A 23,466-nucleotide genomic window follows, 5' to 3' on the forward strand; every position below is an offset into this window, starting at 1 on the left:
ATGGATCCGATGAAGCGCGCGGCCGGAACGACAACCGACACCGGCGACAAGGCAATGCCCCCGAAAACCGACTGCCCCTGGGCGCAACTGGACGAGCAAGGCAGCGGACTCGATGTCGACGACTTCCTGACGACGATGCTCAGCCAGTTGGTCAACGCGCTGCGGCGCACCGTGACGCTGCCCTACGCCGAGCAGTTCGCGCTCACGGTGCCCGAGTGGCGCCTGCTGGCCCTGCTGGCGCACGCACGGCAGCTGCCCTTTGCAGAACTGGTGCTGCAATCCACATCGGACAAGGCGCTGGTGAGCCGCACGCTGCGGCTGCTCGAAGGCCGCGGGCTGGTGAAGCTGGATGCCGAGGGCAACACCCCGCGCAAGAAGCTGATCTGCAGCATCACGCCGGAAGGCCTGGCGTTGCATGAGCAAGTGATGCCGCTGGCCAGAAAGGGCCAGGCGGAGGTGATCCGGCTGCTGGAGCCGGAGGAGCGCCGAGCGATGTACCACGCGCTGAGGAAGCTGCACGGCCTGTGCGTGACGCCCGGGCGCGGCGGGGGCGAGGGCGAGTAAGCGCGCACGAGAACGAACAAAGCCCGTGGCAGCTGGCGCTGCCACGGGCTTCATGTCGTGCTTCGCGGATCAGGCCTCGAGTTGCTCGAGCACCTTGCCCTTGGTCTCGATGCCAAGGAAGTGGATGGTCAGCGCCGCCACGAACGGCACCGTCGCCAGCGCGTAGAAAGCGGTGCTGAGATTGCCCGAGCCGATCGTGCTGGCCACCAGCGTCGGCGCGAAGATCGCCGCCAGCTTCAGCCACGCGCCCCCAAAGCCGCAGCCCATGGCGCGGATGCTGGTGGGATACAGCTCTGGCGTGTACACGTAGGCCGTGATAAAGCCACTGGCCAGGAAACCGAGCGAGAGCGCGCAGAGCCCGGCCACGACGTACACCGACTCCGCGTGGAACACGCCGGCCAGCGCCAGCGATATCGCGCACAGGATGAACGAGACGTTGATCACCGGCTTGCGGCCCACCTTGTCGACGATCATCGCGCACACCAGCGAGCCGATCACCCCAAGCACCGATGCGCCCGCGGCCAGGTTCAGCGCCAGCTGCAGCGGCGCGTGATACACCGTCTTGTAGATCGTCGGCAACCAGGTCGACAGCCCGTACTGGATAAAGCCGCAGGTCGCCCACAACATCCACACCGCCAGCGTGCGGCCAATATAGGCCTTGCTCAGCAGATCCCGGACACGCCGGCGCGGGTGCTTGCCGGTCATCGCATCGTAGGCGGACACATCGCCCAGCGGCGCCAGCGGCCCCTTGGCCCGCGACTCGAACTGCGCGAGCGCGCGGTCGGCCTCGGCCAGGCGCCCCTTCTCCGCCAGCCAGCGCGGCGACTCGGGAATGGCCCGGCGCAGGATGAAGAACAGGATGACCGGAGCGCCGCCGATGAAGTACATCACGGTCCAGCCGAACCGCGGCACCAGCCACGCGCCGACCGCATTGGAGATCAGCAGGCCGATCGGGAACACCACCTCGTACAGCAGCACGAAGCGCCCGCGCCCGTGGGCACGCGTCACTTCGTTGATATAAGTGGCGGCCACCGGCAGCTCACCGCCCAGGCCCAGGCCCTGCACGATGCGCAGCAAGGCAAAGATTTCGAACGAGGGCGCGAAGCCGCAGGCGATGCTCATCAGCCCGATGATGCCCGCGCTCCAGCCAATCGAGTTGAGGCGGCCAAAGCGCTCGGCCAGCGCGGGAAACAGCAGCGCGCCGATCAGTTGCCCGACCGACGGCGCCGCGATCAGAAAGCCGATCTGCCCCGGCGTGAGCGACCACATGGAGATCAGCAGCGGCAGCGTGGCGGCGATGGCGATGACGTCGAAGCCATCGAAGAACGTGGCCAGGCCGATCAGCAGCCGCGCCCTGACATGCATGCCATTGCTGGGCAGGCGCTCGATGCGGGCGATGATCTCGCCCCGGGTGGTTGCCACGGCGCCGTCAATGGCGCGCGCGCCACCGCCTGCCGTGCTGGTGCTGGATGGGGTCGCCACACCCTCGGCGCTCGCGTTGGCGAGCGGGGCCTCTTGTCTCTGGATCAACACGGTGTTTCTCTTCTAAAGTATCCGAGGCAGGCAGCCGCCCCGCGCTGGCGCATTGCCGGACTTGCCCGGCAATGGCCACCCCCGTTGGCGCCGCGATGAACGCGGCGCGCGGTGGCGCGCTTAGAGGTCCAGGACCAGGCGCTTGCCTTTGCAGCCTGACACGCAAACCATCATGGTCTGGTTCGACTCGCGCTCGCTCTTGCTGAGCACGCCGTCACGGTGTTCGGGAATGCCTTCGAGCACGCGCGTCTCGCACGAGCCGCATACGCCTTCCTTGCAGCTGTGCTCCACCGCAATGCCCGCTTCGAGCAAGGCATCCAGCAGGGACTTGCCTGCGGGCACTTTCAGCTCGCTGCCCGTGCTTGCCAGCGCCACGGTGTACTCGCCGTCCTGCACCGCCGCCACCGACGGGTCGGCGGCGAAGCGTTCGATATGGACTTCGGGATAGCCATGGCCGGCGCAGGCGGCTTCGAAGGCATTCAGCATCGGGCCCGGGCCGCAGCAATAGAAGTGCGTGCTGGCAGCTTGCCCGGCCAGCAGCGTGGACAGGTCCGGCGGGCTGCCCGCCTCGTCGTCGAAGTGCATGCGCACCGCGTCGCCGTAGGCGGCCAGCTCGTCCGCGAAGGCGGCTTCCGCACGCGAGCGTGCGCAGTAAAGCAACGTGAAGGAACGCCCGAGCTCATGCAGCCGACGCGCCATGCACACGATGGGGGTCACGCCGATGCCACCGGCCACCAGCACCGTGTGTGCCGCACCCTCGTCCAGCGCAAAGTGGTTGCGCGGCGCAGCCACGGTGAGCGTGCTGCCCACCCGCAGTTGCTCATGCACATAGCGCGAGCCACCACGGCTGCCGCGGTCGAGCAGCACGCCCACCACGTAGCGGTCACGCACTTCCGGCGCACCGCACAGCGAGTAGCTGCGCACCAGGCCATTGCCCAGATGCAGGTCGATATGCGCGCCCGGCGCGTACTCGGGCAACACATGCCCGTGCGGATCGCGCAGTTCCACGCTGACGATGCCGCGCGCTTCGAAACGCATGGCCTGCACGCGCAGGCTCAGGGATTGGCTGGTACTCATGGCACTTCCTTCCGTTGCTTCGTGTTGCTTCGTGTTGCTTGTCTTGCCTGCGTTGCTTGTGTTGCCCGCGTTGCCTGTGCTGCTACGCCGTGCTCAGCGCTTCTCCGTCAGGAACTTGCCCTGCGGGCCGCCTGCGTTCTTCTGCCTGCGCGTATTGCCATCCAGCCCGCCTTCCACCGCCCATTCGGCGAACATGGTCGGGCCCGGCTCGAAATCGCGCGGCTCCCAGTCGGCATCCAGCTGGTCTTCATCTGCGTAGTACTCGATGAGGCCGCCGGCCGGATTCTTGAAGTACCAGAAATACGCGGACGAAATCGGATGCCGGCCCGGGCCAAGCTGCGTATCCCAGCCGCTGCGCGACACATGCAGGCCGCCGCCGAACACCTCGTGGATGTCGCGGACAGTAAAGGCCACATGGTTCAGCCCGCTCTTGGCCTGCGGCAGCTGCAGCAGGAACAGGTCGTGGTGGCCGCCGTCCGGCGCGCAGCGCAGGAAGGCGCCACGGCCCGGATAGTGGTCCGACGGCACGAAGCCCAGCTTCTCGGTGTAGAAACGCTCGGTGGCGGCCACGTCCTTGACGAAGAAGACCACGTGCCCTACCTCGATCGGCGTGGCACGTTCGTAGATCGGGCTGCGCTGATTCATGCGCGGCTTGTCGTTCCACGTGTTCATCGCGGCGCATTCCACCTCGACCTCGCGCTTGCGGGTCAGCTGGAAGCGCACGGCCAGGCCGTTCGGGTCCGTGCAGCCAACGCGTTCGCCTTGCTCGCCCTGCACGCCGTGCTCGCCCGCGCTGACGAAGCCCGGCTCGGCGCGGATGGCATCCGCGATCCGGTCCAGCGCGGCTTGCGTGTCCACGCCCCACACCACCTCGCGCAGCGTCGGGCCGTCTTCCATTGCCGCCGGCAGCGCCGGGTCGTCGGTGCGGCGCACCAGCACGCGGCAGCCGTTCAGCGTCTCGAAATCCAGCCCGGCCGCATCCTCGCGCACCAGCGTGAGGCCCCAGTCGGCGAAGAAGCGCCGGCAGGCGTCCAGGTCGTCGGCACCGTAGACGATTTCGTCGATGCCCAGAATCGTGTTCATTACCCTCTCCTGCTGTGTCGCTTTTGCCGCGTCCAATGTCGTCGCGCTCATTTAGTTAGCCCACGGCAGCGGTTGTTCATGCATGCCCCAATACACGCTCTTTTGTTCCATGTACTGCAGGATCCCCAGCCGCCCCTTCTCGCGCCCCAGCCCGCTGTCGCGCCAGCCGCCGAACGGTGTCGAGATCGAGAACTGCTTGTACGTATTGATCCACACATTGCCGGCCTGCACCGCACGCGCAAAGCGCCATGCGCGCTTGTAGTCGCGCGTCCATACGCCCGCCGCCAGCGCGTACACGCTGTCGTTGGCTTGTGCGATCAGATCGTCCTCGTCGTCGAAGGCCATTGCCACCAGCACCGGCCCGAAGATCTCCTCCTGGCATACGCGGGCGCTGTTATCCAGCCCCTCGATAATGGTCGGCGTGTAGAAGTAGCCGTTCTCGCAGCCCGCCACCGTGGGGCGGATGCCTCCCGTACGCAGCTGGCCGCCTTCGGATACGCCAAGCGCCACATACGATTCGATCGAGTCACGATGGCGGTCGCTGATCAGCGGCCCCATCTGAGTGCGCTCGTCGGCCGGATCGCCTACGCGCAGGCGCGCGGCGCCCTCGGCCAGGCGGTCCATGAAAGGCTCATACAAGGAACGTGCCACGAACAGGCGCGAACCCGCGATGCACGATTCGCCCGAGGAACTGAAGATGCCGTAGAGCACGCCGTTGACCGCGTGGTCCAGGTCCGCGTCCTCAAACACCATGGTGGGCGACTTGCCGCCCAGCTCCAGCGACACCGGCATCATCTTGTCGGCGGCGATGTGGGCGATATGGCGTCCCGTGGTGGTGCCACCGGTGAAGGACACGCGGCGCACCAGCGGGTGCTTGGTAATGGCATCACCGATCACCGAGCCCTTGCCCGGCAGCACGCTGATGAGGCCCTTGGGCACGCCGGCTTCCTCACAGATGGCGGCGAGTTCCAGCGCCATCAGCGGGGTGATCTCGGCGGGCTTGATCACCACCGCGTTGCCGGCGGCCAGCGCGGGCGCCAGCTTCTGCGCCTCGCTGGCGATGGGCGAATTCCACGGCGTGATCGCGGCCACCACGCCCATGGCTTCATGCACGCTCATGGTGAGGAAATCACCACGCGCGGGCGTGAGCGTCTCCTCCAAGGTTTCGCAGGCCGCCGCGAAGAACTGGAACGTGCCGGCGGCGCTGGCCACCAGCGCGCGCGTCTCGCTGATGGGCTTGCCGTTGTCCAGGCGCTGGCGCTGCGCCAGCGGCTCGGCGCGCGCGCGGATCAGGTCGGCCACGCGATGCAGCACGGCTGCGCGCTCGTGCGGCTTGCGTTGCGCCCAGCCGCTGGTAAGGAACGCGCGATGCGCGCCCTGCACGGCCTCTTCCACGTCGTCCAGGCTAGCCGCGTTCAGCTCCGCGACGACTTCGCCAGTGGCCGGGTAGCGCGTGGCGTAGCGCTCGCCGCCGCCCACGCGCCACTCGCCTGCGATACAGATGGGGAGAATGTCTTGCTTCATGATGATTGCCTTGCTGCGCTGCTTAAATCGACATGGCGTGGGCACGGTTGCCCAGCGCACGCACCACGCTGAACACTGTCAGCGCCGAAGTCTTGGGGTTCGCCGCCAGCGGCTTGCCGCGCATGGTCAGCTCGAATCCACCGAAGGCACCGCGCGCTTCCACGTGGTGCACGTTTTCATCCACGCCCGGATCCGCCAGCAGCTTGACCTGCGTGTGGTCCAGCCCGAGGCCGGCCATCGACAGCGTGGCCGCCACATTGGCGTTCTTCGGGTAGAGCCGCGCGGCTTCGCGGGCGGTGCCCTCGAAGATCACCGTGGCTTCGGTCAGCGCGTCGAGGTCGAACAGCCCCTCGGCCGGCGTGTCCTTCCACGCGCCGGGCGGCTTGCGCCCGGTGTAGACCACCGAGTCCAGCCCGCCCACGCGCGCTGCCGCCAGTGCGTCGATGGCACCGATGGCGCCGGAGAGTAGCTGCACCTGCGTGCCGCCGCGCCGTGCCGCGGCTTCCAGCCGCTCGGCCAGGCCCGGCTCGGAAAGCGCGCCCACCGACACCACCATGCAGGCGATGCCGCGCTCCAGCGCCGGCACGATGTGCTCCTCCAGCGCATGGTGGCCAGCGCACTCCACCAGCAGGTCGGGCCGACCGTCGGCCTGGCTCAGGCAGGTGGCAACCCGTGCGCGCGGCGCCAGCGCGGAGACGTCATGGCGCGCCTGGTCCATCTGCGCCTCGGGCACCACCACCACGTCGAACACCACGTCCGGATCGCTCTTGAGCAGCTCGAGCACACCGCGCCCGATCGCTCCGCATCCCACCATCGACACGTGCAGCATGTTGCGTCTCCCTCAGGCGGTCACAGTGCTGCGTTCGGCCGCGCGTGCGGTCTTCTCGGCGTCGGCATCCGCTTCCTTGTTGACCGGCGGGCCTGCGAACGCGGTCTTGAACGTGCCGATGGACAGCATGTCGATCTCCAGCAGGAACGGGCCGGATTCGATGGTGGCTTCTTCCAGTGCGGCGCCCACGTCGGCCAGGTTGCTGACGCGGCGATGGCGCAGGGCCAGCGATTGCGACAGTTGCGCATAGTCCGGCGTGTGCAGGTCCACGTAGTGGCGCCGTCCGCCGTATTGCGCGTCCTGGATGTTCTTGATCACGCCATAGCCCTTGTCATTCATCAACACGAAGACCACGTCGGCGCGCTCCTGCACGGCGGTAGCCAGTTCACCCAGGTTCAGGATGAAGCCGCCATCGCCGGCCAGGCAGAATGTCTTCTTGCCGGAAGCCGTCACTGCCGCGCCCACGGCGGCCCCGATGCCCATCGCCAGGCCCTGGCCGATGCCGCCGCCCAGCGCATGCACGCCGGCACGGGAGTCAAAAATGCGCAGCTGGCGATTGCCCCAGGTGCTGTTGGAGACGGTCACGTCGCGCACCCAGTTGAAGTTGCGGCCGACCGCGCCTTGCAGCGCTTCCACCAGCGCCGAGTACGGGCCCAGGCCGTCGATCAGGCCACTCATGGCGACTTCGTGCGCGCAGCGCAGGTCAGCGGCAAAGTTCGGGTCCACCTTGAGCTTGCCTTCCAGGCGGTCGGCCAGGCCATCGAGTGCCAGCGCTGCATCGCCGCTGGCGAAGTAGTCGCTCTGGTAGCAGCGGCCTTCGGCGGATGCATCGGCATCCACACGGAACAGCGGGCGCGGCAGCTTCAGTTCGTACTTCAGCGTTTCATTGCCGCGCAGGCGCGAGCCCACCACCAGCATGGCGTCGCAGGTTTGATAGAACTGTTCCACCGGCTTGTGCAGGTTGAACGCACCCAGCGAGCGGGGATCGTCTTCGGCCACGATGCCGCGGCCTTGCGTGCTGGTGACAACACCAAAGCCCAGCGCCATCAGACGCTTGACCTGCGCGCCAGCGTGGCGTGCGCCGCCACCCAGCCACAGCAGCGGGCGCTTTGCCTTGGACAGGCGCTCGGCCAGTTCGTCCAGCGCGTGGGCAGACGGCACATGGGTGGGCACCGCCAGCGGGCGCAGGTCGGTCGGCATCGGGATCAGCGCGGCCTGGATATCGATGGGGATTTCCACGCTGACGGGGCCGGTCGGCGCGGTCAGCGCGGTTTGCACGGCGAGCTTGATGGTGCTSAGCGCGGTATCGGCGCTGCGGATGCGGAACGCGGCCTTSGAGATGGCCTTCAGCATGGTSAGCTGGTCCGGCGCCTCGTGGATGTAGGCCAGGCTCTGGTCCAGGTACGGCGTTTCGATTTGTCCGGTCAGGTGCAGCAGCGGCGTGCCGGCGGTCAGTGCTTCGACCATGGCGCCGGCGGCATTGCCCGCAGCGGTGCCAGTGCTGGTCAGGCACACGCCCAGGCCACCGGTGGTGCGGGCGCAGGCGTCGGCCATATTGGTGCCGCCGGCTTCGCCGCGCGCGGGCACGAAGCGGATCTTGCCGCGCTCGCCCATCGCATCGAGGATGGGCATGTTGTGGATCGAGATCACGCCGAACGCTGCCTTGACGCCGCATTGTTCGAGGAAGGCGGCGATGGCGTGGCCCACCGTGACTTGTTGCTGTTCGTTACGCATGACGGGAAAGTCCTCCGGAAATATCGATGTGGCTGCCCGTGGTGTACGAAGACAACGGCGAGGCAAGGAACAGGATCGCGCGTGCGGCTTCCTGCGGCAGGCCAAGACGGCCAAGTTGAATATGCTTTTGCTGCGCCAGGCGCGCGGTCCACGCGGCCCAGTCGAGGTCGCGCTCGGCATCCGGGCGCGCTTCGAAACGCCGGCGCCACTGGCCCGACTCGACCAGGCCTAGCAGGATGCCGTTGACGCGGATGCCCTTGGGGGCGAATTCGGTTGCCAGTGAGCGCACCAGGTTATGCACGCCGGCGCGCGCCGCGGACGTTGCCACCATATGCGGCTCGGGTTGCACGGCCAGCAGCGAGTTCACGCAGACGATGGCACCGCTGTCCGAGCGCTCCAGTTGCGCAAGGAACGCACGCGTGGCATGGATCACCGAAAAGAACTTGAGCTGCAGCTCTTCGAGCCAAGCCGCGTCCTCGGTGTTCGAGAACGTGGAGACGCGGCCCTGCCCGGCGTTATTGACCAGCATGTCGGCGGGGCCGAGCGCGGCCTCGCTGGCGGCGGCAAAGGCGGCTACCTGCGCGGGGTCCAGCACATCACAGGCAGCCGCGTACAGGCGGGCATCGGGGAAGCGTGCGCGCAGATGGCTTTGCGCTTCGCGCAGGCGCGCTTCGTTGCGGCCGCAAAGCGCCACGGCGGCGCGCGATTCCAGCAGTTGTTCGACGGTGGCCAGGCCGATGCCCGAGGATCCACCCGTGACGACGGCAACCTTGCCGTCGAGTTCAATCATGGACATCGTCCTCACTCCCGATACAGGTTGACCACCTTGCCGTGCTCGCGCGGGCGGTAGTCCAGCAGGCGAGACAGCTCGCCCGCGGTGTCTCTGACTTTCTCTTCCATCATGTCCAGTTGCTCCGGATCGATGCGCGAGGCCGGGATGGTCACGCCCAGCGCCGCCACCACCTTGCAGGTACGATCCCGCACCGGTGCCGCGATGGTCGAGATGCTGGCCTCAAAGAATGCTTCCTGCAGCACCACGCCGCGCTCGCGGTCGCGCTGCACCATCTCGAACAGTGCTTCGACCGTACGCGGCGTGCTGGGCGTGAACACTTCCAGTTGCGGCTCCGGATAGAGCTGGCGCAACTCGGCCAGCGTCAGGTCTTCGAGCAGCACGCGTCCGAGCACGGTGGCGTGCGCCGGCAAGCGGGTCCCCACGGTGACGGAACTGCTGAATGGCGTGGGCGCCACCGACTTGGCCACATAAACGATCGAGCGGCCGTCGCGCACTACCAGGTTGCACGGGTAACGAATGTCGTCGCGCAGGCGATCCAGCAGCGGGCGCCCCAGCTCGGTGAGTTCCAGCGAAGCCAGGTACTCGAAGCCCAGGCGCAGCACCGCCATGCCGAGGCGGTAATCACGGCCGCCGTCGGTGCGTTCGACAAAGCCCATCATCTCCAGCGTGGCCAGCAGCCGGAACACCGTGGAGCGGGGCACCTTGAGCCGGCGTGCCAGGTCGGCCGCCGACAAGGTGCGGTCGCGGCGGCTGAACTCGGCCAGCAGGCGCAGGCCGCGTTCCAGTCCGGGCACGATGTACTTGTCCTGGGTGTCTTCCGACAGGCGTTCTTGAGTCATGAGATGGCTTATGTTTCAACTGGGCCGGCACCCGGGTTGGCGCGCCGGCGCGCGCTATTCAGCGCTTGACCTTGGTGAGCGGATGCTCGGGCGGGTACGTCGGCGTGATCGGCTTCTTGGCGCCGAGCATCACGCACATCAGCGCGTCTTCCTCGCCGATGTTGATTTCCTCGCGGTACACGCCGGGAGGCACCGAGACCAGGTCGCGGTCGGTCAGGATGGTTTCGAAACGCTCGCCGTCCTTCTCCAGGATCAGCTTGATCTTGCCGCGCATGACGAAGAAGACTTCTTCCACGTCCGTGTGCAGGTGCGACGGGCCTTCGTGGCCAGCCGGGATGATCATGGTCGAGAAGGTGAAATTCTCGGACGGCACAGTATTGGTGTCGGTAGCCACGCCGGTGCCGCCGGTGCCGAGGTAACGCATCTGCGCACGGCGGTACTTGGGATCGTAGTCAGCCTGGAACTTCAGCGCGTCCCAGTCGTAGCGGCGGGTGGAGAAGCGCGCGACGCGGCTCTCCATCCACTGGTCGAAGGAAGCGCCGGACGGCTGCTCCCAGGAACGCTTGATGTTGTCTTGTTGGGAAAGATCGCTCATTTGGATTCCTTCTAGCTCAGTGCATGACGAAGCCGCCGTTGACGGCCAGCGTCTGGCCCGTCACGAAGCGGGACAGGTCGGAGAGGGCGAACAGCACGGCCCCGGAGACATCCTCGGGTAGCTGCTCGCGGGAAATCGCGCGTTGCTCGCGATAGAGGTCGCGCCGCTTCTGGGGCACGTATTCGGTTGCCTCCACCAGGGTCAGCCCCGGTGCGATGGCATTGACGGTGATCTGGTCGTCGCCCAGCTCGCGCGCCAGCGAGCGGGTCATGCCGATGATGGCGCTCTTGCTGGCCACGTATGCCAGCAGGTTGGGCGCGCCCCACAACGGCGTGTCGGACGCCAGGTTGATGATGGCGCCGCGGCCCGAGGCGCGCAGCGCCGGCAGGCAGGCGGTGGTCATCAGCCAGGTGCCGCGCACGTTGATGTTCATCACGCGGTCCCAGGTGGCGATGTCGATGGCGCTGGCGTCGCGGCCGCCGGAGTCGGTCACCGCGGCGTTGTTGACGAGGCCGTCCAGGCCGCCGAGCCCGGCCGCCGCAGCCGTGGCGCAAGCGCTCACCGATTCGGGGTTGCCCAGGTCGAGCACGAAGGGCAGCGCCTTCAACCCGCGGGCCTGCAGCGCAGCTGCCTCCTCGTGCAGGCGGTCCGCGAGGATGTCCGCCATGGCGACGGCGGCGCCGGCTTCGGCAATCGCGGTGGCAAACGCCAGGCCMAGCCCGCGCGCCGCGCCGGTCACCAGCACGCGCCGGCCAGCCAGCAGGTTATGGCGATCGATCTCAGGCATGGCTCGCCACCCCGCCAACCGGCTTCAACATGGCAACGGGCTCGTCGGCGACTTCCTGGTCGGCACGGCGGCGCAGCAGGCGGCGCACGCGGGTGATGCCGACATCGTGCTGGTACAGCGTTTCATGTTCGCGCGCGTTCGGCGCCATCATTTCCAGCACCACGCGGTCTTGCTCCAGCACGTCCCAGTGCAGGCCCTCCAGGCGGTTGCGGTACAGGAAGCGCCAGACATCGCGCTCCCAACCCTGCACGTGACGGGTGCGCCAGAAGAACACCATGCAGTGCTCCTCATCCACCGGCGTAGCGATGCCAACGATGCCGAAGGGACCGCCAGGGCCCACCTTGGCGCGATAGGGGATGGCCAGGCGCAACCACATCGTGCCGGTTTCGCCGAACTCCACCCAGTCGAAGTTCACGCCGCGCTGGCCGGTCTTCTCGAACACCAGGCCGGTGTCGGTCTCGCGCACGGCCATCACAGCCTGCTTTTCGCCGCTGGCCATCGAGTGCGACACCGCGTGCAGGTAGGCGCCGTGCATCGGGTCCATGACGTTGTCGATSGCGTAGCGGTAGTTGCAGTCCCAGTGCGCCACGCACAGGAARTTGGTGTGCTCGTCGCTTTCCAGTTCTTCCGGCAGGCGCAGCGCATCGGCTTGCGCTGGAGCGCGCTCACCAAACCACAGGAAGATGGCACCGGCCTTTTCCTGCACGGGGTAGCTGCGCACGCAGGTCTTGCCCTCAAGCGGGCAGCTGTCCACAGCCGGTACGCTCTTGACCTGGCCATCGCCACCCACTTCCACGCCGTGGTACCAGCAGGCCACGCGGTCGCCAAGGTTCCAGCCCATCGACAGGCGCGCGCCGCGGTGCGGGCAGCGGTCTTCCAGCGCGTGCACCTGGCCTTCGCCATCGCGCCACAGCACGATGTTCTGGCCCAGGCGCGTAATGCCGACCGGTGCATGCGTGACCGCCCATGCGGCCGATACCGGATACCAATAGTTGTGCAGGCCGGTGTTCAGGCGCGCCTCAGCACGCGCTTGCTTGTTCGATTCCATTGTTTGCTCTCTTGCGGGTACCGGATCGGATCGCTCTTTCGAGGGGCGCCTGATTGCACTGCCCTTCGCGACGCAATCGCTTTGATGTTCTTGAACTGTGTGGCGCCTCGTTCAGGCGCCCAGGCGGCGCATTTCGGCGAGGAAACGCGCTTCGGTCCAGGCCTGGCCATCCGCGCCCAGCAATCCCGCCTGGTTGAACGAACGCACGATGTCTTCCGGGTTTTTCGCACCGGCTTCGAAGGCGGCCTCCAGCGCATCGCCCAGCGCGTCTTCGTAGGCGGTGGGCATGGCGGCGCGGGTCTGCCACACGATGTTGGCCACCTTGCCGGGCTGCTCGATGTGGCCCTTGCCAGCGACATTGTTCGGAGCCGGACGCTCCCAGGGCGCCAGATTCGGGTTGTATGCGAGGTTTTCCATTGCGCTACTCCTTTCCCTTATTGCCAACCGGCTAACCGAGCGTTTTGTTTCACCTATAAAACGCTGATTTAAATATTGAACACAGACACCACTATAGACAACGAAACTTCAAAAATTGACTGGGGTTTACCCTTCTGATTTACCAATGCCACGAGAACGTGGCATCGGCATCGGCGCGGCGGCCTGAGGCGGGTGGGTACGAAGGAACAGGACGAGGAACAGGAAGGGGAAGGCTAAGCCACTGCAAGCCCGTGGCGAATCCAGCGCGCGACCCGGCTGGCCTGCTCCACGTAGCAGGCATGCCCGGCATCCGGGATCAGCTCGAACGGCAAGGCAAAGCGCTCCGCCAGCGCCGCGCACCCGGGTGGCGGCGTCACAACATCCAGCGCGCCGCAGCCGACCCGCACCCTGACGCCCTGCCCCCGGCGCCCGAGGTAATCGTCAATGGCATCGCCGCACAGCATCGCCACCGCCTGCCGGTAACCGTCCGGATCCAGCCGACGCATATTCCAGCGCACCCAAGCTTGCACATCCGCGCTGGCCGCGGCGCTCAGCAGGCGGCCGGGACCCCGCTCGGCCAGGCCTTCCACGCCCACAGCCGCGAGCGCTTCGAGCCGCTGGCGCGCCACATCCCTTGCCTTGTCCTCCTTGCCAGGGCCGCCGTATCCCTGCGCCGGGCTCAGCAGCAGCAACTGCGCGGGCAGCAGCGCCGGGCTAGCCTCGGCCACATAGGCAGCCGCCATCAGCGCGCCGAGCGAGTGCCCCACGATCACATCGGGCCGTACGTCCAGGGCGCGCATCAGGTCCTGCAGGCGCAGCGCGTAGTCGGCAGCCTTGGGCGCTGCGATGGGCAAGGCCTGCGAATTGCCATAGCCGGGCGCGTCCCACGCAATCACGCGCGCGTGCGCCGCCAGCAGGCTTGCGCACGACAGCCAGGAGGCCGCGCCGGAACTGATGCCATGCAGCAGCACCACCACAGGCCCGTGGCTGCCGCCGCACCGGTAAGCGAGCGGCGCGCCGTCGCAGCCTGCGGCTATGCGCCGCTCGCTGAAGCCGCTATCGAGGGCACGGAGCAACGCTTCATCCGGCTGGGGTAGCTGCGCTGGGTTAATTTGTTCCATATATAAAACCATAGTTTGCAAATGAAACCTAAGAAATATAGACCGCCTGAATCTGGAAATTGATCCGGGTTAACCCCCTGCAAAAAAAATGTCGTACGGCCCGGCTCTGCGCCGACGTTGGAGCGCCCGCAAATCCCCTTTTTGGCGCAATGGCTTTGCACAGCCTTTCATACCAATACGGGCGCGGGTCCCCGGCATGGCGGCTGCGCGCCCGCCGTCCTCGCTGTTGCGCAGCATGGTGCGCAACAGCGCCGTTCTGGTGCAGGCCACTCGTCGCTTCTCCGCATCACTAGGGATTACCCACCCATGTGTTTCCCGAAATGACCAGCTATATTTTGCTCGTTGTTTCTTATGTAATCTGATGTTTTACCTATAAAACAAAAGAAGCTGGAAAGTGCTCATTACGATATGCATAGACCCAGCTCGACGATGGCCTGACGAAGCGCTGCAACGCCAACCAACCGACACGGCGGAAAAGGAAAAGGAAGAGGAAACGAACGATGAAACTTGGACGGATTGCACTGGCTGCCCTTGCAGCCGCAGTACCTATGCTGGCCTCAGCCCAATCGACGGTGACGCTGTATGGCGTCGTCGATACCGGCATCGAGTATGTGAACAATGTTGGTGCGGCGAAGGACAACGTGGCCCGCATGAACACCCTGACGGGCACGGTGCCATCGCGCTGGGGCATCCGCGGCACGGAGGATCTCGGCGGCGGGCTCAAGAGCCTGTTTGTGCTCGAATCCGGATTCGCCCCCGATTCCGGCACCTCCAACCAGGGCGCGCGCCTGTTCGGCCGGCAAGCATTGGTCGGACTCTCCGGACCCTGGGGCCAGGTCGCCCTGGGCCGGCAGTACACAATGCTGTTCTGGGCCACGCTGGACCCGGACATCCTCGGCCCCAACGTGTACGGCTCGGGCTCGCTCGACAGCTATCTGCCGAACGCGCGCGCCGACAACGCCGTTTCCTACAAGGGCACCTTTGGCGGCTTCACGGTAGGTGCCACCTATAGCTTTGGCCGCGACACAGTGAACGCGGGCCCGAGCCCGGCCGGCACCAACTGCGCGGGCGAGAATGCGGCCGACAGCAAGCAATGCCGCGAATGGTCGGCCCTGCTCCAGTACGACAACAAATGGTGGGGCGTGGCCGCGGCCTATGACTCGCTGCGTGGCGGGCCTGGCGCGTTTGGCGGCCTGACCAAGAGCAGCCAGACGGACGACCGGCTCTCGCTCAACGGCTACGTGCTGCTGTCCAAGACCAAGATGGGCCTGGGCGTCATCCGCCGCGACAATGACGGCAGCCCCACGCCGCGCAGCGACCTCTGGTATGCGGGCCTGGCATATGACATCACGCCGGCGTTCACGCTGGCCGGCCAGGTCTACTACCTCAAGTACCACAACAGCGACAACAAGGCGATGCTGTACGCGCTGCGTGGTACCTACGCCTTCTCCAAGCGCACCTCCGTGTACGCCACGGCTGGCTTCATCGACAACGGCGGCCAGCTCGCCCTGTCGGTCAGCGGTGCCCAGACGGGTTCCAACCCGAAGCCCGGCGGCAACCAGCTGGGCACGATGATCGGCATCAAGCACACGTTCTAAGCGCCGGCGCGTCGCTGCGCGGCACTGGCTGGCATGCGGCGCGCAACGCGCTGCATGCCAGCACGAAGTCAATCTAGAGGCGTTACCCCATGAAGCTCGCAACTCGCATTCTGTTTGCTGCCATCGCGGCCACGACGGCCATGATGGCAGGCGGCGCCGGAGCGCAGGCCTACCCCACCAAACCCATCACGCTGGTCGTTGCCTACCCGGCCGGCGGCGACACCGACGTGCTGGCCCGCCTGCTCGCCGAGAAACTCTCGGCGCGCCTGCGCCAGTCCGTGGTGGTCGAGAACCGCACCGGGGCGGCCGGCACCATCGGCAGTTCGTACGTCGCCAAATCCGCCGCCGATGGTTACACCTTGCTGGTCGCGCCCAACACCGTTGCAATCGCGCCGCTGGTGCTCAGGAACGGCACGGGCGCCAGCTACGACGTGCGTGGCGATTTCACGCCGGTGGCCCAGCTTGGCGTGCAGTCGCTGTTCGTGGTGGTCAACAAAGGCACGGGCATCACCAAGCTGCCCGAACTGGTTGCGCGCGCCAAGGCGGGTACGGTGCAGACCTACGCCACGCCCGGCAACGGATCGCCCATGCACATCCTTGGCGAGCTGTTCAACAAGGCCGCGGGCGTGAACATCTCACAGGTGCCATATCGCGGCACCGCGCCGGCGGTGGTCGACGTGCTCGGCGGGCAAGTGCCGATGACGTACTCCACGCTGGGCGCGGTGGCGCAATACATAGGGACGGGCGCCATCGTGCCGCTGGCCGTCGCGGACATGAAGCGCTCGCCGTTCGCGCCGAATGTGCCGACGCTCGCGGAGCTGGGCTACAAGGATGTGGAGGTGGGCGCGTGGCAAGCGCTGCTGGCACCCAAGGGTCTGCCGCCGGAGTTGGTGAAAATGCTGAATACGCACGTCAACGACATCCTGAAAATGCCTGACGTGGTGGCACGCATGGCAACCATCGCCATCACCCCGGTCGGCGGCGAGCCCGCTACGCTAAGCAAGCTGATCGCGTCGGACTCGACACGCTACGCCAAGATCGTCAAGGAGTTCGGCATCCAGGCCGATTGATGGATCGACTGGCTGATCCTGTGCAAGGCGACGGCGTCCGGCTTCCCCCGCGGAATCCGGACGCCGTTTGCTTTCCGGCGCAGCCTAGCGCTGCCCGAAACTGGCATCAATGAACAGGTCCTTGTACTCGCGCGGCTGCGAGCGCCAGTATTGCTTCGGCGCATGCACCTGCGCGCCAAGCTTGGCAGCCGCATGCCACGCCCAGCGCGGATCGTAGAGCATGGCGCGCGCCAGCGACACCGCATCGGCTTCGCCGTTGGCAATGATGGCTTCCGCCTGCTCGGGCTCGGTGATGAGCCCCACCGCGATGGTCGGCAAGCCCACCTCCGCCTTGACCCGCTGCGCGTAAGGCACCTGGTAGCCCGGCCCCAGCTTGATCGCCTGCGCCGGCGAAACGCCGCCGGTGGTCACATGGATGGCCGCGCAGCCACGTGCCTTGAGCGCGTTTGACAGCGCGATCGTGCCTTCGATATCCCACCCGCCCGGCACCCAGTCGGTGGCCGAGATGCGAGCCCAGACTGGCTTGTCCGCGGGAAAAGCCGCGCGCACGGCGTCGAACACCTCGATCGGGAACCGCATGCGGTTCTCCAGGCTGCCGCCGTATTCGTCATTGCGCTTGTTCGCCAGCGGCGACAGGAACTGATGCAGCAGGTAGCCATGCGCCATGTGGAGCTCGATGCCGTCGAGCCCAAGGCGGGCCGCGCGCCTGGCTGCGGCAACGAAATCGTCCCGCACCTTGTCCATGCCCGCGCGGTCGAGCGCCAACGGCGCATCCTCGCCCTCGGCGTGCGGCACGGCGGATGGCGCCAGTGTCTTCCAGCCTGACGGCTGGTCCTGCCGGATCTGGCTACCGCCCTCCCAGGGGGCGTGGCTCGATGCCTTGCGCCCGGCATGCGCCAGCTGTATCGCCAGCGCGATCGGCGAATGCGCCCTGACGGCCTTGATCACCTTGCCGAGCGCCGCCTCGTTCGCATCCGAGTACAGGCCGAGATCCCCCGGCGTAATGCGCCCCTCCGGCGACACGGCCGACGCCTCGATGATCAGCATCGCGGCGCCCGACAGCGCGAGCTGGCCGAGGTGGATCATGTGCCAGTCGGCAGCCGAGCCTTCCTCGGCAGAGTACTGGCACATGGGCGCGATCACGATGCGGTTTTCCAGCCGTAGATTGCCAATCGAAAAGGGTTGGAACAACTGACTTTCACTCATGGGGGAGACTCATTGCTGTCTGTGGCGCCGGCTTGCGGCAGGCATGGCATCCCATTCTAGAGCGCCTGGGCTTTCTGCGTCGTCGCGCCATAACGGCCCTTTTCAGCAACGCCGTTCCGGCCCGGATGGACGGCCTGCATTCCGTGATGCACAAGGGGAGCGGCGCGGGCGCCGGGAACCGCCGGTACCGCGCAAGTAGGACGCCCCGCCATTGCGGCGGGGCGGGCGGCGATCAGCCCTGGCTGGCGGCCACCAGTTGCGGCCTGGACTGGCCGTCCGTGACCTGGCCGATCGCGGCGAGCACGTCCGCGATCTCCGGCACCACGCCACGCGCGCCAACGGAGACGGACTGCCCGGGCGTGTTAATGCCGAAGTGCTGGCTGTCGGTAACCGTGAACAACATCACCGACGGCTTGCCCAACGCATCCGCCAGATGCACGAAGCCGGTATCGGTGCCGACCACGAGCGCGGCGGCATCCACCCGTTGCGCGCATTCGGTAATGGTCATGCGCGGCAGGACCTCGGCACCGGGGATCTCCGCCRCCAGGGCTTCGGATTGCTCGCGCTCCGCGGGCGAGCCCCAGGGCAACTGGATCCGGTAGCCGCGCTCGGTGAGCGTCCTGCCGACCGAGATCCAGCGCTGCGCAGGCCATTTCTTGGCCTCGACGGAAGTCGCGTGGAACAACATCGCGCGCGGCACGCCATCGGCATTGAGCGGCGCCGCGGGCGCGGGCACGCGCAGCGCGTAATGCTCAATGGGATCCAGCGGATAGCCAAGCGCATTGGCCACCACCATGCGCATCTTGTGGCGCGCGGTAGCGTCGCCATGCGGCCCGAAGATCTGCGTGTAGGCAAACACGGCGCGCGCCTCGCCAAGGTACTCGGCGGCGTAGCCCAGGCGCCGGCTGGAGCGCGCCAGCCAGGCCACGATGGCGCTCTTGTACACGCCGTGCACATCCACCACCACATCGTACTTCTCGCGGCGCAGGGCCCACAGCGCGCCGATGATGGCACGCAGGTCGGCCCAGCTGCGGGATTTCTTGAAGCCGCGCAGTGGCGGCGCGATCACGCGATCCACGCCCACGGCCCAGCGCGGAATATCGGCGCACGACGCATCGGCCACCCAGTCGATCTTGGCCTCGGGATAGGCGCGCCGCAGGTCGGACACCAACGGCAGCGTGTGCACCATATCGCCCAAAGAGGTGATCTTGATGAGGAGAATGCGTTTCATGGAAATGGAAAATCGGGTTGCGGACGGATCTCGCTGGCTGGCAGCGAGGCCGTAGTATGCACCAGCCCCATGGGCGGCGCACCAATTTGCAAGCCCTGCGACGGCCCCGCATGGGGTTCGCGCGGCACCCGGCGCCAGCCAGCTGCACGCCGCGTTCTCCTTTGACCTTTGACTTTCCCTAACATGGGTACCAGTGTGGGACATACGATCGGCAGAGGACCCGCCACGCATCAGCTGGCCCTCTGCGCCCCGTTCCGGCCAACTCAGGCCCAGGCGCCAGGGCCAGCCACCACGGTGGCGAAGCGGTCATGCAGCGCCGCCAGCGAGTGATGATGGATCTCCGCTGCCGAGAGCGGCGCCCCGCCCAGCGGGTCAGGCAGGTCGCGCGTAGCGCAGGCCGATGCCACCACGGTGCTGCGATAGCCATGATCGAGCGCTGAGCGCACTGTGGCGCTGATGCACATATGCGTCTGGAAGCCCGCCACGATCAGCTCCTTGCGCCCTAGCTTGTCCAGCATGGCGGCCAGCGTGGTGCCGGCAAAGCTGTTGGGCAGGCCCTTGACCACGGTGTGCTCGCCGCCAAGCGGCTCCAGCCCTTGGATGATGGCCGCATATGGGCCCTCGGGATCGAAGGCGCCGCCGCTGCCGGCCCGCCCGTGATGCACCACGTGCACCACCGGGCTGCCATGCTGGCGCGCCAGCGCCAGGAGTTCGCCGCAGGCCGCGATGGCAGCGGGCATGCCCACCAGCGGGAGCTTGCCGTCGACATACTCGCGCTGGTGGTCGATCAGCACCAGCGTGGCGGCCTCCCACGCCGAAGGAAGGCGGCTGGCGCCGGCGAGGTCGAGCAGGGTAAAGGGTGTGGTCATCATGGCTCCTAGTGCTTGTGCGTCAGATCTCGGAAACGGCGTGGAAATACACGGGCAGGCGCCACGAGGGTGACTACCATGCAAGCGATGATAAGCCGCGCTATGCTGTTCGCCAATTCTCAACTGGCTCACATCCATTGTGCAAAAACGTTCACTCCACTGGGATGACCTGCTCACCCTGTCCACGCTGATCCGCACCGGCAACTACTCGGCCTGCGCCCGCGAGCTTGAAGTCACGCACGCGACAGCGATCCGCCGCATCCGGCGGCTGGAGACGGCGCTCGGCAAGCCCGTGGCAACACGCACCGATGGCGCGTTCGCGCTCTCGGCGGCCGGCCGCTCGGCGCTGGCCGCGGCGCAGCAGATGGAGAGTTCAGCGCAGCGCTTGCTGCGCGAAGTGGAGGACGCCGGCAGCGGCGTCTCCGGCGTGGTCAGCATCGCCTGCACCGCCGCGCTCGGCAGCCACTTCCTGACACCACGCATGTTCGCGCTCTATCGCGCGCACCCGCAACTCGAGGTCAGGCTGGAAACGGACAACCGCATCGCCAGCCTGGCGCGGCGCCGCGCCCACATCGCGGTGCGGCTGGCGCGGCCGCAGGAAAGCGATGCCATCGCGCAGCGCGCGGGCAGCATGGGCTTTGGCCTGTATGCGCCGCTACGGCCCGCCAACGCCGGCCCGTGGCGCGAGCAGGATCTCGACGGCGCGCCATTATGTGGCCTGCTGGACGAAGGCCTGGCGTTGCCTGAATCCGAATGGACGCGCACGCTGGCGGCACGCACGGGGTTCCAGTCGAACAACCTGCTGGCAGTGCGCGAGGCCATTCGCAACGGCTTGGGCATCGGCCTGCTGCCGCACTACCTGGCGCGGGACGATGCCCGGCTGGCGATGGTGCGCGAGGTGCCGGAGGTGGTACGGGAAATCTGGCTGGCATATCCGCAGGAGTTTCGCGGCGCTTCTCGGTTCCGGCCCGTGATCGACTGGCTGGCCGGGGAACTGCGGCAATGCCCGTGAGCCACGGAAGCAGTTGAAAACGCGGGGGTAGGCAGTATAGTTGCCTGAAGCATGCCCGCCCCCACGGGCTCGCGCACGGTGCTGTCGGCAGGCCGCCACCGGCCGCCGATGGCACGGGGAGCTTCGCCATGGATCGGAATTCACCGGCAACGCTGGACGCAGGCGCACTCGGGCTGGGCGAATCCGTCGTCATGGGCGTGGCGGGCACGGCGCCCGCCTTCAGCCTGGCAGCCACCACCGCCACCCTGGTCGCGACGGTGGGGAGCCTGGCGCCGGCCAGCCTGCTGTATTGCGGCCTGATCATGTTCGGCGTGACGCTGTCCTACCAGCAACTGAACCGGCTGCAGCCCAGCGCGGGCGCCTGCTACACCTGGGTCTGCGAGATCTTCCATCCGGTGCTCGGATTCTTCGCAGGCTGGACGCTGTTGGTGGCGTCGGCGGTATTCATGGTATCCGGCACCATTCCGGCCGCCACTGCCACCCTGCTCCTGCTCGATCCGGCGCTGGCGGAGCGCCCGCCCGTGGTGACCCTGGTCGCCGCAGGCTGGCTGCTGGCGGTAAGCGTGGTCGTGGTCAAGGGCGTCAAGCTGACCAGCTACACCCAGGTGGCAATGACGCTGGTCGAGGTCGGGGTGCTGGCGGCGATCGTGCTCGCTGCCCTGCTGCGCGCGCCGCTGCCGCTTGCCCACCCGCCCTCGCTGGCCATGCTGTCGCCATTTGGCTTTACCCCGCAGCTATTTGCCAATGGGGCGCTGGTGGCGTTGTTCTTCTTCTGGGGCTGGGACGTAACGGCGAACCTGACCGAGGAGACGCGCGATCCGGCGCATGCGCCCGGGCGCGGCGCATTGATGGCGATGGTCATCGTGCTGGCACTGTTCATGGCCTTCGTCATCGCCAGCCAGGCCGTGCTGAGCGACCAGGAGATCCGCCGAGCCGGCACCAACGTGGTGTTTGCGCTCGCCGCGCGGCTGTTCCCGCGCCCGTGGGACTACCTGGCCGTGCTGGCCGTCATGCTCAGCACCGTGGGCACGCTGGAAACCTCGATCCTGCAGTTCACCCGCACGCTCTACGCCAAAGGCCGCGATGGCCTGCTGCACCCGCGCTATGCGGAGCTGCACCGCACCTGGCGCACGCCGTGGGTGGCCACCGCGGTGATCGCCTCGTTCGGCTTGCTGCTGTTGGCGCTGTCCGCGTGCTTCAACAGCGTGGGCCAGATCATCCAGGACTCGGTCAATGCCATCGGCTTCCAGGTGGCGTTCTACTACGGGCTAGCCGGCTTCGCCTGTGCCTGGCACTGCCGGCGCGGTGCCGCCCGCGCACCCGCCAGGCTGTTGCTGCTAGTGCTTTGGCCCGCTTGCAGCGCGGCGTTCCTGTGGTTCATCGGGCTATACAGCATCCCCAGCTTCGACCTGGCCACGCGTGTGGTGGCCCTGGGCGGCATCGCGGTTGGCGCGGTGCCGCTCTGGCTCAACCGGCGCCGGCGGCTCGCCGCGCGCGGAGCGCTCGGGGCCCCTGGCCCTTGACACGCCCCGGGGCCGCCTAGGCAGATACCGATGCCGTCAACAGGTCCGCCGCCGCCTCGATACGCTGCGGCGCGCCGAACAGCCGCGCAACCACCAGCCCGCTTTGCAGCGCGCCAAACACGGCTTGCGCCAGGGCCTGCGGCGGGATCGGCAAGGCCTTGTGCTGCACGGCCTGCGCGGTTTCCAGCAGGCGCGTGAGCCAGGTCTCGTGCAGGTGGTAGAAATCCTTGAGAATGCGATGCACCGCTTCCGGCAGGAACACGGCATCTGCGGACAGCATGCCCACCAGGCAGATGGCGTCGCCGCCCGCGGTGGCCAGCCAGGGCGCGAGGTAAGCGCGAGCCTGCTCGTCCACCGGCAGGCTGGTATCGATGCCGCGCACGCGCTCCGAGTTGCGGGCGCTGTATTCCGTCACCGCCGCCTGCACCAGGTCCTCCTTGGAGGGAAAGTGGTAATGGATGCTGGAGGTCTTGACCCCTACCCGTTCGGCAAGGTCCCGGTAACTGAATCCATTGACCCCCCGCTGCCGCACCAGCACCAGGGTGTGCTCCAGCAGTTGATCGCGTACGGACGGAGTCGTCATGGCATGCATCCACCTTTCGGCAGACCCTCGAGGCATCGGCAATGGCAAAGAGCCGGTGTTACCGGCTCTTTGCATGCATCACCGCATTCATTGGATGACCGATTGATTCACAGCGTGCTCTGGCATCGCGCGTAGCTCAAGCGTTGGCGCCTTCCGTGAACACATCGAACTTGCCGGTACGGGCACCGTCGGTATAGGCGTCCACGCTACGGGCAGGGCTGGCCGACACGCCACTACGATCCAGGCCGGCGACGATACGTGCGCCATCGGTGTACGGGTCAAACTTGCCGGCACGGGCGCCGTCGGTGAACTGGTCAACGGTACGCGACGGCGAGGCCGAGACGCCGCTGCGATCCAGGCCGGCCACGATGCGGGCACCGTCCGTGTACGGGTCAGCCTTGCCAACGCGTGCACCTTCGGTGAACGGGTC

Annotated in this window: 22 protein-coding genes and 1 pseudogene; 5 read left to right on the forward strand and 18 right to left on the reverse strand. The window is 67.0% G+C overall.

Annotation, left to right across the window (positions count from 1 at the left end; translation table 11 throughout):
• Nucleotides 1-564 carry a MarR family winged helix-turn-helix transcriptional regulator gene (locus tag AC1DQR_RS28910; protein WP_416049124.1) on the forward strand — a complete coding sequence of 188 codons (564 nt, stop codon included), beginning with the start codon at nt 1-3 and terminating at the stop codon, nt 562-564.
• 69 nt (nt 565-633) lie between these two features.
• Here the strand turns inward: AC1DQR_RS28910 and AC1DQR_RS28915 are convergent, their stop codons facing one another.
• The 13 genes from AC1DQR_RS28915 to AC1DQR_RS28975 all read right to left on the reverse strand — a co-directional run bounded on the left by AC1DQR_RS28915 (nt 634) and on the right by AC1DQR_RS28975 (nt 13,944).
• Nucleotides 634-1,929, reverse strand: coding sequence for an MFS transporter (locus AC1DQR_RS28915; protein ID WP_416050356.1), 1,296 nt, complete (start codon nt 1,927-1,929; stop codon nt 634-636).
• 288 nt (nt 1,930-2,217) lie between these two features.
• Complete coding sequence (locus tag AC1DQR_RS28920; RefSeq protein WP_416049125.1) at nt 2,218-3,174, reverse strand: PDR/VanB family oxidoreductase; 957 nt, start codon at nt 3,172-3,174, stop codon at nt 2,218-2,220.
• A gap of 93 nt (nt 3,175-3,267) precedes the next feature.
• Nucleotides 3,268-4,257 carry a VOC family protein gene (locus tag AC1DQR_RS28925; protein WP_416049126.1) on the reverse strand — a complete coding sequence of 330 codons (990 nt, stop codon included), beginning with the start codon at nt 4,255-4,257 and terminating at the stop codon, nt 3,268-3,270.
• Between the two features lie 51 nt (nt 4,258-4,308).
• Nucleotides 4,309-5,781 (reverse strand): aldehyde dehydrogenase, encoded by a 1,473-nt coding sequence (locus AC1DQR_RS28930; RefSeq protein WP_416049127.1) that lies wholly within the window; start codon nt 5,779-5,781, stop codon nt 4,309-4,311.
• A gap of 22 nt (nt 5,782-5,803) precedes the next feature.
• Nucleotides 5,804-6,610: an aspartate dehydrogenase gene (locus AC1DQR_RS28935; RefSeq protein ID WP_416049128.1), complete on the reverse strand. Its 807-nt coding sequence runs from the start codon at nt 6,608-6,610 to the stop codon at nt 5,804-5,806.
• A 12-nt stretch (nt 6,611-6,622) separates the two neighbouring features.
• Nucleotides 6,623-8,344, reverse strand: a complete 1,722-nt coding sequence (locus AC1DQR_RS28940) for a thiamine pyrophosphate-binding protein (protein WP_416049129.1) — start codon at nt 8,342-8,344, stop codon at nt 6,623-6,625.
• Nucleotides 8,337-9,140, reverse strand: coding sequence for an SDR family oxidoreductase (locus AC1DQR_RS28945; RefSeq protein ID WP_477134226.1), 804 nt, complete (start codon nt 9,138-9,140; stop codon nt 8,337-8,339). Before AC1DQR_RS28945 ends, AC1DQR_RS28940 begins: the two co-directional genes overlap by 8 nt.
• Nucleotides 9,141-9,145: 5 nt before the next feature.
• Entirely contained in the window at nt 9,146-9,976 is an 831-nt protein-coding gene (locus AC1DQR_RS28950; protein ID WP_174423390.1) for an IclR family transcriptional regulator, read from the reverse strand.
• A gap of 58 nt (nt 9,977-10,034) precedes the next feature.
• On the reverse strand, nt 10,035-10,571 hold the full coding sequence (locus AC1DQR_RS28955; protein ID WP_006157660.1) for a cupin domain-containing protein: 537 nt from the start codon (nt 10,569-10,571) through the stop codon (nt 10,035-10,037).
• 16 nt (nt 10,572-10,587) lie between these two features.
• Nucleotides 10,588-11,358, reverse strand: coding sequence for an SDR family oxidoreductase (locus AC1DQR_RS28960; RefSeq protein WP_416049130.1), 771 nt, complete (start codon nt 11,356-11,358; stop codon nt 10,588-10,590).
• Entirely contained in the window at nt 11,351-12,406 is a 1,056-nt protein-coding gene (locus tag AC1DQR_RS28965) for an aromatic ring-hydroxylating oxygenase subunit alpha (protein ID WP_174423393.1), read from the reverse strand. The genes AC1DQR_RS28960 and AC1DQR_RS28965 overlap by 8 nt, the downstream gene beginning before the upstream one ends.
• Nucleotides 12,407-12,517: 111 nt before the next feature.
• The gene (locus AC1DQR_RS28970) at nt 12,518-12,823 is read right to left on the reverse strand and encodes a recombinase-like helix-turn-helix domain-containing protein (protein ID WP_416049132.1); all 306 of its coding nucleotides are present in this window, start codon (nt 12,821-12,823) and stop codon (nt 12,518-12,520) included.
• 233 nt (nt 12,824-13,056) lie between these two features.
• The gene (locus tag AC1DQR_RS28975) at nt 13,057-13,944 is read right to left on the reverse strand and encodes an alpha/beta fold hydrolase (protein WP_416049133.1); all 888 of its coding nucleotides are present in this window, start codon (nt 13,942-13,944) and stop codon (nt 13,057-13,059) included.
• Between the two features lie 500 nt (nt 13,945-14,444).
• On the opposite strand from AC1DQR_RS28975, the gene AC1DQR_RS28980 reads away from it, so the two are divergent.
• Nucleotides 14,445-15,542, forward strand: coding sequence for a porin (locus tag AC1DQR_RS28980; RefSeq protein WP_416049134.1), 1,098 nt, complete (start codon nt 14,445-14,447; stop codon nt 15,540-15,542).
• Nucleotides 15,543-15,631: 89 nt separating this feature from the next.
• On the forward strand, nt 15,632-16,612 hold the full coding sequence (locus AC1DQR_RS28985) for a Bug family tripartite tricarboxylate transporter substrate binding protein (protein WP_416049135.1): 981 nt from the start codon (nt 15,632-15,634) through the stop codon (nt 16,610-16,612).
• A gap of 84 nt (nt 16,613-16,696) precedes the next feature.
• Here AC1DQR_RS28985 and AC1DQR_RS28990 read toward each other — a convergent pair whose 3' ends face one another.
• From AC1DQR_RS28990 to AC1DQR_RS29000, 3 genes are all read right to left on the reverse strand, one after another.
• Entirely contained in the window at nt 16,697-17,818 is a 1,122-nt protein-coding gene (locus tag AC1DQR_RS28990) for an NADH:flavin oxidoreductase/NADH oxidase (RefSeq protein WP_416049136.1), read from the reverse strand.
• Between the two features lie 232 nt (nt 17,819-18,050).
• Nucleotides 18,051-19,049: a lipopolysaccharide heptosyltransferase I gene (waaC, locus tag AC1DQR_RS28995; protein ID WP_477134227.1), complete on the reverse strand. Its 999-nt coding sequence runs from the start codon at nt 19,047-19,049 to the stop codon at nt 18,051-18,053.
• A 263-nt stretch (nt 19,050-19,312) separates the two neighbouring features.
• On the reverse strand, nt 19,313-19,918 hold the full coding sequence (locus AC1DQR_RS29000; RefSeq protein ID WP_416050357.1) for a cysteine hydrolase family protein: 606 nt from the start codon (nt 19,916-19,918) through the stop codon (nt 19,313-19,315).
• A 139-nt stretch (nt 19,919-20,057) separates the two neighbouring features.
• On the opposite strand from AC1DQR_RS29000, the gene AC1DQR_RS29005 reads away from it, so the two are divergent.
• Nucleotides 20,058-20,930 (forward strand): LysR family transcriptional regulator, encoded by an 873-nt coding sequence (locus AC1DQR_RS29005; RefSeq protein WP_477134228.1) that lies wholly within the window; start codon nt 20,058-20,060, stop codon nt 20,928-20,930.
• A gap of 128 nt (nt 20,931-21,058) precedes the next feature.
• Entirely contained in the window at nt 21,059-22,453 is a 1,395-nt protein-coding gene (locus AC1DQR_RS29010; RefSeq protein WP_416049139.1) for an APC family permease, read from the forward strand.
• Nucleotides 22,454-22,469: 16 nt separating this feature from the next.
• On the opposite strand, the gene AC1DQR_RS29015 is transcribed toward AC1DQR_RS29010, so the two are convergent.
• Entirely contained in the window at nt 22,470-23,036 is a 567-nt protein-coding gene (locus AC1DQR_RS29015) for a TetR/AcrR family transcriptional regulator (protein WP_477134229.1), read from the reverse strand.
• A 136-nt stretch (nt 23,037-23,172) separates the two neighbouring features.
• Nucleotides 23,173-23,466 (reverse strand): annotated as a pseudogene (locus tag AC1DQR_RS29020) (copper resistance protein CopQ); the annotation flags it as partial.

The sequence above is a fragment of the Cupriavidus sp. 05L411 genome, assembly GCF_056398045.1.